Below are 14,597 nucleotides of genomic sequence, written 5' to 3'. Positions count from 1 at the left end.
CCGGGGGGCTTCTCACCATGGCGCATGCTGTTTCACCGCTGGCACCGGCGGGCTTTCCCGCCATGCCGGAAATCGGCGGCGTCCGGCTTGCCGCCGCCGCCACCGGCATCCGCTACAAGGGGCGGCCGGATGTGCTGCTCGCCGTCATGGATCAGGGCGCCACGGTGGCGGGCTGCCTCACGCGCTCCAAATCACGCTCGGCCCCTGTTGACTGGTGCGCCGAGGCGCTGAAAGGCGGCAGCGCGCGCGCCTGCGTCATCAATGCCGGCAATGCCAATGCCTTCACCGGCAAGGCGGGCGTCGCCACGGTGAAAGCCGTCGCCGCCGCCGCAGCGAAACTTCTCAATTGCAAGCCGCATGAGATTTTCCAGGCCTCGACGGGGGTGATCGGCGAACCGCTCAATCCCGCGCCCATCACAGGTGCGCTCGAAAGCCTGAACGCCGATGCAAAGCCTGGCGCGTGGGATGAGGCGGCGCGCGCCATCATGACCACCGACACCTTCGCCAAGGCGGCCACCGCCACGGTGAAGCTCGGCGGTAAGTCGGTCAGGATCAACGGCATCGCCAAGGGGTCCGGCATGATCGCCCCCGACATGGCGACGATGCTCGTTTTTATTTTCACCGATGCGGCGCTGCCCAGCAAACTTTTGCAGAAGCTTCTCTCGAAGGCGGTGGACAAGAGCTTCAACTGCATCACCGTCGATGGCGATACCTCCACCTCCGACACGGTGCTGCTCTTCGCCACCGGTACGGCGGGCAATTCCACCAAGGGCCTCAAGTCAGCCGATGACGCGGCGCTCAAAGGCTTTGCGAAAGCGCTCGATGGCCTGTGCCTCGATCTCGCCCAGCAGGTGGCGCGCGATGGCGAGGGGGCCGAAAAGCTCATCGAGATTTCGATCACCGGGGCCGAAAATGACAAGGCGGCGCACCGCATCGCCATGTCGGTCGCCAATTCACCGCTCGTCAAGACGGCGATTGCCGGTGAAGACGCAAACTGGGGCCGCATCGTCATGGCCATCGGCAAGGCTGGCGAGAAGGCCATCCGCGACAAGCTGCGCATCCGCATCGGCGGCGTGCAGGTGGCGAAGTCCGGCATGCGCGATCCCGCCTACAAGGAAGAAGAGATCATGCCGCACATGAAAGGCCGTTCGATCCTGATCGAGGCCGATGTGGGCGTGGGCAAGGGCCGCGCCACGGTGTGGACCTGCGATCTTACCCACCGCTACATTGACATCAACGGCTCCTACCGCAGCTGATGCGCATCGTCCTCGTGGCCGCCGTGGCGCTTGTCGATAAAGACGGGCGGGTGCTGCTGTCCAAGCGCCCGGAGGGTAAGCAGCTCGGGGGTTTATGGGAATTTCCCGGCGGCAAGGTGGAACAGGGTGAGCGCCCCGAAGCCGCATTGATCCGTGAACTGAAGGAAGAGCTCGCCATCGACGTGGCGGAGTCGTGTCTCGCGCCGCTCACCTTCGCCAGCCATCCTTACGAGGACTTCCATCTCCTCATGCCCCTCTACATCTGCCGCCGCTGGAAAGGCTTGGCGCGCGGCGCCGAGGGACAGGAGCTCAAATGGGTCTACCCCAAACAGCTCCGCGATTACCCCATGCCGCCAGCGGACGTGCCCTTGATCCCGCATCTCTTAGATTTGTTGTAAGCTGTGTTATGTCTTCGCCCCGCGAAAGCGGGGAGAAGAAGGGGACCCATCGCTCTTGCGATGGGGGAGATGAGGGGCACCCGGACTTTGCAAAAACATCCGTTTGCCCCTCTCCTATCCCACCGCTTGCGCGGCGGGCCCCGTCCCGGCCGCTGCGCGGCGCTCGCAAGGGCTCGCCCTCTCCCCGCTCACGCGGTGCGAGGGCGTTCATCGCGTATTCCGCCGCAAACCAGAGATGGATTTACGATGTGTAACGTCAAAATGTTCAGGAAATCCTATCCGGCACTATCAGTCGTAGTTGCTGCTGCGCTTTGTGTTTCATGGGGCAATTGTTCCACCGCTGCTGAACTTGAAAATCCTGTTGTAGGTGTACTCGAAAGGCCGCTGCAGATTGGCGCTGAACAAGCCCGCGCCATCGAGCTGGCCTTAAACGCCGCAAGGCAGAGCGGGAAAAGGATCGATCAATATTCTGTTCTTCAACTGCGGCAGGATAAGCAGCGGGTCTCGATCACGTTCATTCCAAAGATGTCAGGAAATCTTGAGCAAGACAAAAATATATTGATTGGCCCATTTGTTGTCACCATCGACACCAAAGCCATGAAAGTCATTTCCGTTCGAGACGTGGGCCTCGATTGAACGGGCCGGATATTTTCCATACGGCGAGAAAGACGTAAACGCATCATGTCTTCGCCCCGCGCAAGCGGGGAGAAGAAGGGGACCCATCGCGCAAGCGATGGGGGAGATGAGGGGCACCCGGATATTGCAAAAACATCCGTTGGCCCCTCTCCTATCCCATCGCGTTGCGATGGGCCCCGTCCCGGCCGCTGCGCGGCGCTCGCAAGGGCTCGCCCTCTCCCCTCTGCCGAGGGGCGAGGACATTTTATTCATGTCAAATAAAAAATATTCTCCCGCCTACTCCAACTTCCCGCCCAATGCCTCCAGCAGCTCATCCAGCTGCGCGAATTGTTCGGGCATGCCGCCTTCCATGCCTTCGATGGAGAGGTCGAGCGCTTCCTTCGAGGGGTAGGCCTCGCGCAGCACCAGAAGCGTTTGGCCGTCCTGTTCGGTGAAGGTCACCGTCGTCACGGCGCCTTCCGCGCTTTCCTCATTCGTCCACACGATGCGGGCGGGCGGCGTCACCTCGATGTAGCGGCCGAAGAAGGCCATGGACTGCGCGGCATCGCGGCCGAACACGAGGCGGTAGCTGCCGCCCGTGCGCACATCCATCTCGCAGGAGAGAAGCGGCACGCCCGACGATCTGGGCGCCCACCAGCGCTGGAACAATTCCGGCCTTGACCATGCCGCGAAGACGATCCGCGCCGGCGCGTTGAAGCGCCGCGTCACCGTCATCTCGCGGTCCGAGGTGCGTTCCACTTTGGTCGTGTCATCAGCGCGTCCGGCCATCGGCGGTCTCCTCTGCTTTCAACTCTTCGACGATCTGGTCCAGTTCCGCGAAACGGGCGCTCCACAGCTGGCGCTGCGTTTCGATCCAAGCCGCCTCGTCCGCGAGTCCGCTCCGGCCCAGCCTGCAGGTGCGCACGCGCCCCGCCTTCTCGGTGGTGACGAGGCCCGCCTGTTCCAGCACGCCCACATGCTTCTTCATGCCGGTGAGCGTCATGTGGAATTTGCTGGCGAGTTCGGAGATCGAGGCGTTGCCGAGCGTCAGCTGTTCCAGCACGCCGCGCCGGGTCTGGTCCGAGAGAGCGGCGAAGGAGGCATCGAGGCGGGCGTGCTGATACTGAACCATTTGGTTCAGTATCTAATTCAAGTCATCGCGGCTGGCAAGGGGCGGCTTCTTGCGGAAATTGACAGAGTCAATCTGGCAGGCCCCATTTTGGCATCCCAAACGCATCAAAAATGCATCAAAAATGCATTGTGCAGCAACAATTCTGGCGCGCAAATGCATCCAACCGCATGCCCAAGAGCGGTCAGAGCTTCTGCTCCGGCACCTTCAGCGCATCGGCGAGGCGGGCCTTGGCGCTGCCGGGTTTCAAGGGCTGCTGCTGGCTTTCATGCGGGGCCCAGCCGGTGGCCCAGGCCAGTTCCAGCGTCGCGCGGACGCGGCCATCGTCGTCGGCGAAATGCTGGTGGTAGTAATTCACCACGGCCCCCAGGAGCCGCTTGTTCACCGGCTTTTTCTCCCGCCCGATCAAGGCGTTGGAGAGGCCCAGCTCGCCGATCTCATGGATGAGGGAGAGCGCGTCGGCATAGCGCACGATGGTGCGGTCCATATCCGCCACCGGCAGCGCAAAGCCGGCCCGCTGCAGCAGCGCCCCCAGTTCGCGCACGCCGATCATCGGCGCCACGCGGGGCGTCGCACCGCCTGAGATCTCCGCTTCCGCCGCCAGCCAGGATTGCCGAAGCTCCGTCAGCGTCTCGCCTGCGAACAGGCAGGCGAGGAACAGCCCATCGGGTTTGAGTGCCCGGCGGATCTGCGCCAGCGTGCCCGGCACATCGTTCACGGCGTGAAGATCGAGAATATGGAACACCGCATCATATTGATCAGACAAGAGATTCAGGTTCTCTTCGACGGCAGGCGTGCGCATCTCAAGGGCCGCCACCTTGCCGGAAAGGCGCAGCATGTCGGCAATGGGCTCAGGGTCGGGCGCGATCAAAAGGGCGCGGGCAAAATTCCGCGTCACCAGCGACAGCCGCTCGTCAAGCTCCGCCGCCGCGGTGCGGGCCAGAATGTCCGGCCCATGCTGGCGCGCATGGGCGATGCGCCTTACATAGAGCGCGCGGTCGAAGAGGGCCGGGGCCTCGCTCACGTCAGCAGCGCCTGCTGCAACACATGCCACGAGTCCTTGTCGGGGGCCGAGAGCAGTCCGCCCTTGTGGCGCGTGGCATCATAGGGCGTGCCGTCGTGACAGGCGGAATAGCCGCCAGCCTCCGCGTGGATCAGCACGCCCGCCGCATGGTCCCACGGCATCAGCTTGTAATGTAAGGCAAAATGCACCACGCCATCAGCGATGATGCGGTATTCATAAGCCGCACAGCGATAGGCGAAAGAGGCATGCACCTTGGCCAGATTGGCGGCGGTGCGGCTCCGCTGTGGTTCGGGCATCAGGTACCACGAGCCGGTGCCGGTCATCTCTGAAAGGGCCGCAGGCTTCGCCACCTTCAGATCCCAGCTCTTGCCATCCACCGTCTCGCCCCAGGCGCCTTCGCCTTTCAAGGCCTTTCGCCAGTCGCGGCAGACGGGATCAAAGATCAGACCGCCGATGGCCTCGCCCTTGCGGGTCACGGCGGCCAGCACGCCAAACAGCGGCAGGCCCCAGGCATAATTGCTGGTGCCGTCCACGGGGTCGATGATGATAGCGAGGTCGGCATCGGCGATCTTCGCCATCAGCGCCGGATCGCGCTCGACCGATTCTTCCCCGACAAACAAGGCCTTGGGAAAGGCTCTCGCGCAGGCGTCGCGGATTTTCCATTCCGCCGCCTCATCGGCATCGGTCACCAGATCAAGGGCCGAGGTCTTCTCCCGGATTCCGCCCGCAGGCAGGCTGCGGAAGCGCGGCATGATTTCGGTCGCCGCCGCATCGGCGAGAATGGCGGCAAGACGGTCCAGATCGGTGCGTTTGAAGCTCATCAAAATCTCCTTTGGCTGCCGTTAGACCAGATTGCCGGGGGATGCTAGCGTGACTGGCATGCAAACGGGTCAGGCCTTGGCGGAGCGCCTCTGGCGCGGTTTTGTGGATGTGGTCACGCCACCGCGCTGCCTCGCGTGCCACACGCTGGTGCGAGAGCCCTCAAGCCTGTGCGCTATCTGCTGGCCCGCTCTCAAGCAGATCGATGAGCCCGTCTGCGCCGTGCTGGGTACGCCCTTTGCCTATGATGAGGGCGAAGGCACCGTCAGCCCCGCGGCCATCGCCAATCCTCCTGCGTGGGACCGTTCGCGCTCCGCTGTCGTGTTCGATGACGCATCGCGGAAGCTGGTGCATGGCCTCAAATATCACGACACGCAGGAGGCAGGCATCCTGATGGCCCGCATGATGGCGCGGGCCGGCCGGAAGCTGCTGGAGGAGACGGAACTGATCCTGCCGGTGCCGCTGCACCGGTTCCGCCTCTGGCAGCGGCGCTTCAACCAGTCCGCCTATCTGGCGCAGCGGCTTTCGCTGTCATCAGGAAAGCCATGGAAAGGCGACATGCTTCTGCGCAGCAAGGCCACCAAGGCGCAGGTCGGGCTCGATGGCGCTGAACGGCGCAAGAACCTCAAAGGCGCTTTCAGCGTGCCGCTCGAAAAACAGCCGGGCATCGCCGGGCGGCATATCTTGCTGGTCGATGACGTTCTGACGACCGGCGCCACCGCCTCCGCCTGTGCCAAGGTGTTGAAAACCCACGGCGCGCGGCAGGTTGACGTGCTGACCTTCGCCCTTGTGCTGATGCCTGCCCAGCTTCATATTTAGACGATCATGCCTGTCACCATCTACACGACGCCCTGGTGCCCCTATTGCCATGCCGCCAAGGCGCTTTTGACCCGCAAGGGCGTTTCCTTCGAGGAAATCGATGTCAGCGGCGATCCGGCGCTCCGTGAGGCGATGACGACGCGCGCTCATGGCCGCCGCACGGTGCCGCAGATTTTCATTGGTGATCAGCATGTTGGCGGTTCGGACGATCTCCATGCGCTGGAGCGGCAGGGCAGGCTCGATCCCCTTCTGGCGGCGCTGTGATCCTGAAGACCGCTCTCATCCAGATGCGGAGCGGGCGCGACATGGCCCGCAATGTGGCCGAGGCGTCCGCCATGATCCGGCAGGCGGCGGGAGCGGGCGCCAGCTTCGTCACCACGCCCGAAATGACCAACATCCTCGAACCCGACCGTCCGCGCCTGCGCAGCCTCGCGCGCCCGGAAAATGAGGACGAATCCGTCAAGGCCTTCGCCGAACTGGCCCGCCAACTCGGCATCTGGCTCAATATCGGCTCTCTGGCGCTCAAGGGGGATGGTGAGAAGCTACTGAACCGCTCCTTGCTGTTCGCGCCCGATGGCGCAATCGCGGCGCGCTATGACAAGATTCACCTCTTCGACGTCGACCTGCCAACCGGTGAGCGCCTGCGCGAGTCCGATGCCTATGCGGCGGGAAATACGGCAGTTATTGCATCTATGGGTGATGCGCTGCTGGGCATGACGATCTGCTATGATCTGCGGTTTCCGGCGCTTTACCGCGAACTGGCATTAGCAGGGGCGCAGATCCTCAACATCCCCTCCGCCTTCACCGTGCCGACAGGCGAGGCGCATTGGCATGTGCTGCTGCGGGCGCGGGCGATCGAGACGGGTTCTTTCGTGCTGGCCGCAGCACAGGGCGGCGCGCATGAGAGCGGGCGCAAGACTTATGGCCACAGCCTCGCCGTGAACCCATGGGGGAAGATCATCGCGGAAGGCGGCATCGAACCCGGAATTATCCCATGCGATCTTGATCTTGCGGAGGTGGCCGAGGCCCGAGGGCGCATCCCGGCACTCAACCATGCGCGGCCCTTTGTCTTGAATCGCGCCGCGCCCGTTGCTACCTCACGCCCATGATCCGCTATGACCTCATCTGCGAGCAGGGCCATGCCTTCGATGGCTGGTTTCGCGACAGTGCTGCTTTCGATACGCAGGCGGCGGAAGGTCTTGTGGTGTGCGCCGCCTGCGGTTCGGCAAAGGTCGGGAAGCAGTTGATGGCGCCCGGCATCCCCGCCAAGTCCAACCGCAAGGCCGAGGTGAAGGTAGCAGGCGGTGGGCTTGATCCGCGCGCCCAGCAGCTCATGCAGATGATGCGCGAAATGCGCCGGCATGTGGAGCAGAATTCCGAATATGTCGGCACGAATTTCGCCGAGGAAGCCCGCAAGATTCACTATGATGAGGCCGAGAAGCGCGGCATCTATGGCGAGGCGACCTCGGATGATGCCAAGGCCCTGATGGAGGAGGGGATCGACGTCCATCCCCTGCCGCGCCTGCCCGAAGACGGAAACTGAACCCGCTCAGCCGCGCCCGATATAGGGCATCTTGGTGGCCATCACCGTGACGAACTGCACATTCGCATCCAAGGGAAGCGAGGCCATGTAGGATACGGTGCGGGCGACGTTCTCCACATCCATGGTCGGCTCGGGCGCGGTGGTGCCATTGGCCTGCGGCATGCCGGATTTCATCTTTTCAGTCATATCTGTCCCGGCGTTGCCGATATCGATCTGCCCCACGGCGATATCGTATTTGCGGCCATCGAGGGAGGCGGATTTGGTGAGGCCGGTGACCGCGTGCTTGGTGGACGTGTAGGGCGCTGAATTGGGCCGCGGTGCGTGGGCGGAAATCGAGCCATTGTTGATGATGCGCCCACCGCGCGGTGTTTGCGCCTTCATCACCCGGAAGGCCTCCTGGATGCAGTAAAAAACGCCGGAAAGATTGGTATCAACCACCGATTTCCACTGCGCGATGGTGAGGTCTTCCAGATTGATGGTGCCCGGCGCGCCGGTTCCGGCATTGTTGAACACAACGTCGACACGGCCGAATTTTTTGACAGCTGCCGCGAACAATGCCGAGACAGATGCCGGGTCTGTGACATCCGTGGGCATCGGCAGCGTGTCCGGCTTCATGCCTTTTGCCGTTTCGGCCAGCGCATCGGCGCGGCGGCCGGCCAGCACGACACTGTAGCCGTCTTTATCGAGCGCGCGCGCCACGGCGCGGCCAATGCCTGACCCAGCACCCGTTACGATTGCGACCTTCATGCTCCCATCCCTTTCAAATTCTTCCAGCCCGCCATGAAGGCTTTGGCTGATTTTTCAACATCATCGGCGGTCATGCCGGGTTTGTAAATATTGGAGCCAATCCCGAAACCGGCGCAGCCCGCGTCAATCCAGCCCTGCATGTTGGCGGGGGTGATGCCGCCCACCGCAAAGACCTGCACGTGCTTCGGCAGCACCGCGCGCCATGCCTTGACTGTCACGGGGCTTGCGGCCTCGGCTGGAAACAGTTTCAGGTTTCTCGCTCCGGCGCGAATGGCTGAAAAGGCTTCGGTTGGCGTGAATACGCCGGGCAGGGCCTCAAGACCAGCATTCACGGCGCGGGCGATCACCAGGGGATTACAGTCCGGAGACACACAGATTTCGCCGCCTGCATCTTTCACGCGCTGCACATCGTCACGGTCAAGCACGGTGCCCGCACCGCAGATCATGCGGCCGGAAAAAGCCTTGGCAATCCGGGAGATCGAGATGAAAGGGTCCGGCGAATTCAGCGGTACTTCGACGATCCGCAGGCCCGCCTGGTAGAGCGCTTCAGTAACTGCGATCACCTCGTCTGGCGTGATGCGGCGCAAGATGGCGACAAGCCCGCAGGCTTTCGCGGCGTTATCGAATGTCATCAGATCACTCCCGCATGCTGGCCAATGTTGCGCAAGCCCTTGACGATGGACAATGGGTCGCCATAGCGCGCGCTCAACCCGGCAATCTCCATCGCCTTCATGTAGCGGCTGCCGATGCCCTGCGAAGCCAGCACCACATATTGAGCGGCTTTGGAACGTGAGGCCATGGCGTGGGCCACTTCCGTCCCCACGACCTGACCCGACAGGAAAGACGCGAGATGCTCGGCAGGCATTTCGTGAAACAGCCCCAGCGTGCGGGTGGCGAAAATGCGATGCAGGAAGCCTGCAGGGTCATCGAGCGCTGCGCGTACGCCTTTTTCAAAGGCATCCTCGCTCGCCGGGCCTTCCGTCATCAGGCGGCCAAGGATGGTGTGGTCCTTGAGAGCGGAGAACACTTCGCCCGTGACATAGGTCGTATAATTTGTGATGCGCCCACCGCTGGTGTCGATCCACTTGGAATGGGTGCCGGGCGTCACGAAATGGCTGGCCGTGCCATCAAGGCTGCCAAACACCTGCGTTTCCTCGCTCCGCATCACCTCCGGCATGCCATTTTCATGGCGATAGGAGAGGCCGGTGGCGAATGCGATACGGCGCCCGCGCCGGCTGGCGTGATGATGTAGCGCCGCCGCAAGATCAGCCGGGCCGGCGGGGCAGGGAACATAGGGAAGCTCGATCCACCCCTGCCTGCTGGTGATCATGCCGGAAGCGAGGACGGGCAGCGCCACGTCCCACGCGCCAATGTGTTTTTCCAGCGCAGCGTCGAAATCGCCATCACTGACCGAGAGAATGCCTTCAGGGGCGGAAACCGTATCGGTCACAGCCCCCTGTGCATCAATCTGATAGGCGCGGAAAGAGGTGGTTCCCCAATCCAGCGCGATGAAGGGCTTCGTCACAGGGCCTTCACCGCGCCCGGCTTGTAGCGTTCCTTCACGGCCTTGAGCCTGTTGCGCAGCGCCATGCCGAAGGGGGCCGCCTCCACCTCAAATTCGTCGCCATCCTTCGTCTCCACGCCATCGGCAATGGAAAGCGTGCCGGTGCCGAAGAAGTGCACGTGAAGATCGCCGGGGCGCCGGAAATGATCGTATTTGAAGTGATGGAATTCAAGATTGGCGAGCGTATGGGACATATTGCCTTCACCGGTGAGGAATGGCTTTTCCCAGATGATCTGGCCGTTCCGGCGGATGCGGCTCATGCCTTCGATGTGATCGGGAATTTTGCCCGCCACCAGTTCAGGGCCGAAGGAACATTGCCGGAGCTTGGAATGAGCAAGATAGAGATAGTTCTGCCGCTCCATGATGTGGTCGGAATATTCATTGCCAAGCGCGAAGCCCAGGCGATGCGGCTTGCCTGTCGGGCCGATCAGATAAATGGCGGCCATTTCCGGCTCCTCGCCGCCGTCAAGCGCGAAGGCGGGGCGCTCCAGCGGCTGGCCGGGTGCAACGAGCCATGAGCCGTCGCCCTTGTAGAACCATTCCGGCTGGACGCCCGCCTTGCCTTTTTCCGGCTTGCCACCCTCAAGACCCATCTTGAACATCTTGAGGCTGTCGGTGAGCTGCTCGGCTTCTCCTGCCAGTTTCTGGTGCATCTTGTCACGTGCTGAGGCTGACCCAAGGTGCGTAAGCCCCGTGCCAGTGACGAGGCAATGCGCGGGATCAGGATGATCGACGGGGACGTGAACGCGGCGGTCCTTCAGCGCCTTCGCATAGCTTTCTGTGCCGCCGCCGCTGAGCGACTTTGCCGCCACCCCCAGCTTGTTGCCACCCTTTATGGCGAGCGCGGCCAGATCAATGGTGCGGGAGACTTTCTTCAAAAGGGCGATGTCGTTTCCTTCGACCACGCCGACGCGGCGCTTGCCTTTCTGGTCGGTGATCTGGACGATGTGCATGGTTTCTGCTCCGGTTGCCGATGCGGCGTTATATTGTGTGACAAATGAAACGGGAAGGGTCAGCCGGCAAAGCCGGGTTTTTCAAATCCCCTTACGTGCGGATTGAAACAAAAGACGCCGCCCTGCAGAGGGTTTCGAGCCAATTCCTCCTCCGGCACATGGAGGCGCGCCGAGGTGACGTAGAGCGTATCGAGCCGCGCACCGCCGAAACAGACATTGGTGGGCCGCTTTGCGGGGATTGGCACCACGCGGTCGATGCGGCCCTTGGGATCGATGCGCAGTACGCAGGAACCTTCCCATCGCGCGCTCCATATACAGCCATCGGCATCGATGGTGGCGCCGTCGGGATAGCCGTAGTCCTTGCTGTCATTGAGGATTCGCCTGTTTGACAGCGCTCCCGCTTCCAGATCGAAATCATAGGCCCAGATAGCCTGGGCGCGACTGTCGCTGAAATAGAATATCCTGTTGTCGGGTGACCAGCAGGGGCCGTTGGATACACCAATGCCGGAGGCCACTTCCGTGGCCGCGCCGTGGGCGTCAATCCGGAAGAGCGCGCCGGTGGCATCGGTGATCGGAAGGTCAGCGCCGCTTTCACCGACATTGTTCATCATGGTGCCGAACCAGAAACGGCCCTTCGCATCGCACGCGCCATCATTGCCTCGATTGAAGGGACGATGCGGTTCGAGCGTTGTCCAATGGGTCATGGCGCCGGTCGTGGGATCAAAGATATTCAACCCCCGATGCGCGCCCACCAACAGCGTGCCGTCACGCCGTTTCGCCATGGCGCCAATCATTTCATTGAAATGCCAGGTGCGGAGCGCGCCCGTCTCGACATGCAAGCGGTGAATACGGGAGGGGACGATGATATCGAGCCACCAGAGAAATCCGCCCATGGCATCCCACAGGCAGCCTTCTCCCAACTTGTCGCGCGTATCGGCAATGCAGGTGACGGGAATGTTGTAGATGGTCATGCGGGCTCCACGGGCCATGTATCGGAAATGCGATAGCCATTGGGGTAAGGATCATCGGGATCGAGCAGAAGGGTGGAATTGCCGGTGATCCAGGCGCGGCCGGTGATCAGGGGGACGATGGCAGGTTTGCCACCAACAGTGGTTTCGGCCTCGATCTGCCCGAAGAAGCGGCTTTCGATGACGGAGCGGCCTATGAAGCGGTCACCTGTTTTCATCAATCCTTTCGCGTGCAGCACCGCCATCAGCGCCGAACAGCCCGTGCCGGTGGGAGACCGGTCCAGCTTGCCCGGCCTGATCACGCAGGCATTGCGGCTGGATAGCAGGCCATCCACAGTTTCAAGCGGGCCGGTGATGAAGGCAAAGGAATAATGGCTCCAGTCAGGGAGGGTGGGGTGGCTGAAGCCCAACTGCTCGTTTCCGGCCTTCACCAACCGGCGGCCCATGAGTGCTATGTCGCGCGCCTCGTCCGGCGTCATGGCGAAGCCGAGCGATTTTCCATCGGCCATCACAAAGCTGTCACCGCCGAATGCCGTATCCACCGTGACGGTGCCCATACCTTCAACCTCAAGTGGCACCTGAAGCCGGTCCGCGAAGGCGGGCACATTGCGCAGCGTGATTGACTGCGCCTTGCCGTTTTCACAACGCGCGGTGATTTCGACGAGGCCCGCGGGCGCTTCAAGAACTATTTGGGTCTCAGGCTCCTGCATGGGAATGATGCCGCTATCGAGCAAAACGGTTGCCACGCAGATGGTGTTGGAGCCGGACATGGGCGGCGTGTCCTCCGGCTCCATGATGATGAACGCCATCTGAGCTTTCGGATTCTTCGGCGGCACAAGAAGATTGACATGCCGAAACACGCCGCCACGCGGCTCATTCAGCACGAAGGCACGCAACGTTCCGTCTCGCGCGATGAAGCGCGACTGCTCCCAGATTGTATCTCCAGGAGGCGGTGTCACGCCGCCGATGATCACGTCACCCACCTCACCTTCGGCATGACAACCGACAATCTGAATTGCTTTGCTGCTGCGCATTTGACCCCCTCAAGCGTGGTCACTTTTGCCGTGCCGAACCGAGGCCCGCAAGGGGTGCCAGACTGTTGCGCTGCCTCGTGTCATTGCATATTCTTGATTGCCATGAAAAAGCTCGAACAATTTATCGAATCAATCATTCTCGCCTCGCGCTGGCTTCTCGTGGTGTTTTATCTGGGCCTCGCTGTGGCGCTGGCGCTCTATGCCGTATCGTTCGTGAAGAAGCTCTACCTGTTCATGAATGATCTTTTCGCGCTGGAAGATACAGACACCATTCTCCGCATGCTGGCGCTGATCGACGCGGGTCTCGTGGCGTCGCTCGTCGTCATGGTCATCATTTCAGGCTATGAAAATTTTGTCAGCCGCTTCGACAATGCCGAGAATGAACTGTCATGGCTCGGCAAGATCGATGCGTCGTCGCTCAAGATCAAGGTTGCCTCGACAATCGTGGCGATATCATCGATCCATCTTCTGCAGGTGTTTCTCAACGTGGCGCAATACACCACGCAGCAGCTGATGTGGCTGACGCTAATGCATCTGACCTTCGTGGTTTCTGCCCTGTTCCTTGCCTACATCGATAGGATCATGGCGCAGACGAAAAAAGACAAGGGCGACGAGCACTAGGCAGGCGTACTCTCGCGCGTGACGATGCGATAGCCAACATTAATCACGTCAGGATTGCCGCGTTTGTTCGATGCGATGAGCCCGAGCGCAACTTCCGCCGCGCGTTTCCCCATTTCATAGCGGTTGGTGTAAACCGTGGAAAGGGATGGGGACGCATAGGCAGCGAATTCCAGATCGTGAAAGCCAAGAATGGAAATGTCATCCGGCACCCGCATGCCGACGCGCCGGCATTCCTGCATGGCGCCCAGCGCCAGATTGTCATCGATGCAAAACACAGCCTCTGGCGGCTTTCCGATGGCAAGAAATGATGACATGATGCGCGCGCCCAGCGTGATGGAACTTGTTTGCGGAATGGACATCACAAGGCCATCGGCTGGCAAATCCGCATCCGACATTGCTTCGCGATAGCCGGCAAGTCTTTCTACGGCGCGCATGTCGTGCTGGCCCAACAGGAAGCCCACGCGGCGAAACCCGCAAGCGATCAGGCAATGGGTGGCATCTGCGCCGGCACGCCTGTGATCGAGTCCAATGTTGATGCCGATAGGATCGGGGCTGATCTGGAATGTCTCGATGACAGGAACGTGCGATTGTTGCAGGAGTCTGCGGGCGAGGGGCGAGTGATCGACGCCAACGACGATTACGGCTTCCACACGCTGGCCGAGAAGCGCGCGTACGGCATTTTCTTCTTCTTCCGTTGAATAGCGGCTGTTGACGACGATCACCTGAAATCCGGCCGGGAGAAAAATTTCGTGCAGCGCCTGCAGGTACTCGGCGAAAATGACATTGTAGAGCGTCGGCACGATCACGCCGATTGAATGCGAACGATTTGACGCAAGACGGCTCGCCGCGGCATTCGGCACATAGCCGAGTTTCATCACCGCGCCATCAATGCGTTTTCGCAATCCGTCTGATACGGATTCGGGGGTGCGGAGCGCGCGCGATACCGTGATGGGGCTGACTTTCGCCAGTCTCGCCACATCTTCAAGCGTGATGCGTCTTGCCGGTGCTTTTCTTGCCATTGCGACTGCCAATTTCTTGCCGCGCCGCAACATGTTAAGTGAAACCGGGGCTGATTGACAGCGCAATCATTTCTGATAACGTTCCGCT

At 61.5% G+C, this 14,597-nt stretch carries 19 protein-coding genes; 8 read left to right on the top strand and 11 right to left on the bottom strand.

Translation table 11 applies throughout. From position 1 onward, the window contains the following. Nucleotides 1–17 precede the first annotated feature (17 nt). From argJ to QM694_RS10445, 3 genes are all read left to right on the top strand, one after another. The gene (gene argJ / locus QM694_RS10455) at nucleotides 18–1,256 is read left to right on the top strand and encodes a bifunctional glutamate N-acetyltransferase/amino-acid acetyltransferase ArgJ (protein ID WP_415006875.1); all 1,239 of its coding nucleotides are present in this window, start codon (nucleotides 18–20) and stop codon (nucleotides 1,254–1,256) included. Then, entirely contained in the window at nucleotides 1,256–1,654 is a 399-nt protein-coding gene (locus QM694_RS10450) for a (deoxy)nucleoside triphosphate pyrophosphohydrolase (protein ID WP_415006874.1), read from the top strand. Before argJ ends, QM694_RS10450 begins: the two co-directional genes overlap by 1 nt. A 246-nt stretch (nucleotides 1,655–1,900) precedes the next feature. After that, nucleotides 1,901–2,290, top strand: coding sequence for a hypothetical protein (locus QM694_RS10445; protein WP_415006873.1), 390 nt, complete (start codon nucleotides 1,901–1,903; stop codon nucleotides 2,288–2,290). 276 nt (nucleotides 2,291–2,566) lie between these two features. On the opposite strand, the gene QM694_RS10440 is transcribed toward QM694_RS10445, so the two are convergent. From QM694_RS10440 to QM694_RS10425, 4 genes are all read right to left on the bottom strand, one after another. Beyond that, nucleotides 2,567–3,058, bottom strand: coding sequence for an SRPBCC family protein (locus QM694_RS10440; RefSeq protein WP_415006872.1), 492 nt, complete (start codon nucleotides 3,056–3,058; stop codon nucleotides 2,567–2,569). Then, a complete protein-coding gene (locus tag QM694_RS10435) occupies nucleotides 3,042–3,401 on the bottom strand; it encodes an ArsR/SmtB family transcription factor (RefSeq protein WP_415006871.1) in 360 nt (119 codons plus the stop codon). The genes QM694_RS10440 and QM694_RS10435 overlap by 17 nt, the downstream gene beginning before the upstream one ends. Nucleotides 3,402–3,582: 181 nt before the next feature. Further along, nucleotides 3,583–4,422 (bottom strand): methyltransferase domain-containing protein, encoded by an 840-nt coding sequence (locus QM694_RS10430; protein ID WP_415006870.1) that lies wholly within the window; start codon nucleotides 4,420–4,422, stop codon nucleotides 3,583–3,585. Continuing rightward, complete coding sequence (locus tag QM694_RS10425) at nucleotides 4,419–5,243, bottom strand: inositol monophosphatase family protein (RefSeq protein ID WP_415006869.1); 825 nt, start codon at nucleotides 5,241–5,243, stop codon at nucleotides 4,419–4,421. The genes QM694_RS10430 and QM694_RS10425 overlap by 4 nt, the downstream gene beginning before the upstream one ends. A 58-nt stretch (nucleotides 5,244–5,301) precedes the next feature. Here QM694_RS10425 and QM694_RS10420 point away from each other — a divergent pair, with 58 nt between their 5' ends. The 4 genes from QM694_RS10420 to QM694_RS10405 are packed head-to-tail and all read left to right on the top strand — an operon-like array spanning nucleotide 5,302 to nucleotide 7,603. Next, nucleotides 5,302–6,060, top strand: coding sequence for a ComF family protein (locus QM694_RS10420; protein ID WP_415008608.1), 759 nt, complete (start codon nucleotides 5,302–5,304; stop codon nucleotides 6,058–6,060). 3 nt (nucleotides 6,061–6,063) lie between these two features. Further along, nucleotides 6,064–6,324 carry a glutaredoxin 3 gene (grxC, locus tag QM694_RS10415; protein WP_415008607.1) on the top strand — a complete coding sequence of 87 codons (261 nt, stop codon included), beginning with the start codon at nucleotides 6,064–6,066 and terminating at the stop codon, nucleotides 6,322–6,324. After that, complete coding sequence (locus QM694_RS10410) at nucleotides 6,321–7,169, top strand: carbon-nitrogen hydrolase family protein (RefSeq protein ID WP_415006868.1); 849 nt, start codon at nucleotides 6,321–6,323, stop codon at nucleotides 7,167–7,169. Before grxC ends, QM694_RS10410 begins: the two co-directional genes overlap by 4 nt. Next, entirely contained in the window at nucleotides 7,166–7,603 is a 438-nt protein-coding gene (locus QM694_RS10405) for a DUF1178 family protein (protein ID WP_415006867.1), read from the top strand. Before QM694_RS10410 ends, QM694_RS10405 begins: the two co-directional genes overlap by 4 nt. A 6-nt stretch (nucleotides 7,604–7,609) precedes the next feature. Here QM694_RS10405 and QM694_RS10400 read toward each other — a convergent pair whose 3' ends face one another. Genes QM694_RS10400 through QM694_RS10375 form a run of 6 tightly spaced genes read right to left on the bottom strand, consistent with a single transcriptional unit; the run spans nucleotide 7,610 to nucleotide 12,869 of the window. Continuing rightward, nucleotides 7,610–8,350, bottom strand: a complete 741-nt coding sequence (locus tag QM694_RS10400; protein WP_415006866.1) for an SDR family oxidoreductase — start codon at nucleotides 8,348–8,350, stop codon at nucleotides 7,610–7,612. Further along, complete coding sequence (locus tag QM694_RS10395) at nucleotides 8,347–8,982, bottom strand: 2-dehydro-3-deoxy-6-phosphogalactonate aldolase (protein WP_415006865.1); 636 nt, start codon at nucleotides 8,980–8,982, stop codon at nucleotides 8,347–8,349. The genes QM694_RS10400 and QM694_RS10395 overlap by 4 nt, the downstream gene beginning before the upstream one ends. Then, nucleotides 8,982–9,875: a 2-dehydro-3-deoxygalactonokinase gene (locus QM694_RS10390; RefSeq protein WP_415006864.1), complete on the bottom strand. Its 894-nt coding sequence runs from the start codon at nucleotides 9,873–9,875 to the stop codon at nucleotides 8,982–8,984. Before QM694_RS10390 ends, QM694_RS10395 begins: the two co-directional genes overlap by 1 nt. Continuing rightward, on the bottom strand, nucleotides 9,872–10,867 hold the full coding sequence (gene araD1 / locus QM694_RS10385; RefSeq protein WP_415006863.1) for an AraD1 family protein: 996 nt from the start codon (nucleotides 10,865–10,867) through the stop codon (nucleotides 9,872–9,874). The genes QM694_RS10390 and araD1 overlap by 4 nt, the downstream gene beginning before the upstream one ends. Before the next feature lie 59 nt (nucleotides 10,868–10,926). Then, nucleotides 10,927–11,838, bottom strand: a complete 912-nt coding sequence (locus tag QM694_RS10380; protein ID WP_415006862.1) for an SMP-30/gluconolactonase/LRE family protein — start codon at nucleotides 11,836–11,838, stop codon at nucleotides 10,927–10,929. Continuing rightward, nucleotides 11,835–12,869 carry a trans-3-hydroxy-L-proline dehydratase gene (locus QM694_RS10375; protein WP_415006861.1) on the bottom strand — a complete coding sequence of 345 codons (1,035 nt, stop codon included), beginning with the start codon at nucleotides 12,867–12,869 and terminating at the stop codon, nucleotides 11,835–11,837. Before QM694_RS10375 ends, QM694_RS10380 begins: the two co-directional genes overlap by 4 nt. A gap of 102 nt (nucleotides 12,870–12,971) precedes the next feature. On the opposite strand from QM694_RS10375, the gene QM694_RS10370 reads away from it, so the two are divergent. Next, on the top strand, nucleotides 12,972–13,490 hold the full coding sequence (locus tag QM694_RS10370; protein ID WP_415006860.1) for a TIGR00645 family protein: 519 nt from the start codon (nucleotides 12,972–12,974) through the stop codon (nucleotides 13,488–13,490). On the opposite strand, the gene QM694_RS10365 is transcribed toward QM694_RS10370, so the two are convergent. Beyond that, nucleotides 13,487–14,509: a LacI family DNA-binding transcriptional regulator gene (locus QM694_RS10365; RefSeq protein ID WP_415006859.1), complete on the bottom strand. Its 1,023-nt coding sequence runs from the start codon at nucleotides 14,507–14,509 to the stop codon at nucleotides 13,487–13,489. The two genes, QM694_RS10370 and QM694_RS10365, sit on opposite strands and share 4 nt — an antisense overlap. Between the last annotated feature and the right edge of the window lie 88 nt (nucleotides 14,510–14,597).

Source organism: Aestuariivirga sp. (genome assembly GCF_047602625.1).
GTDB lineage: Bacteria > Pseudomonadota > Alphaproteobacteria > Rhizobiales > Aestuariivirgaceae > Aestuariivirga.
This window is presented reverse-complemented; position numbering and strand designations above follow the sequence as displayed.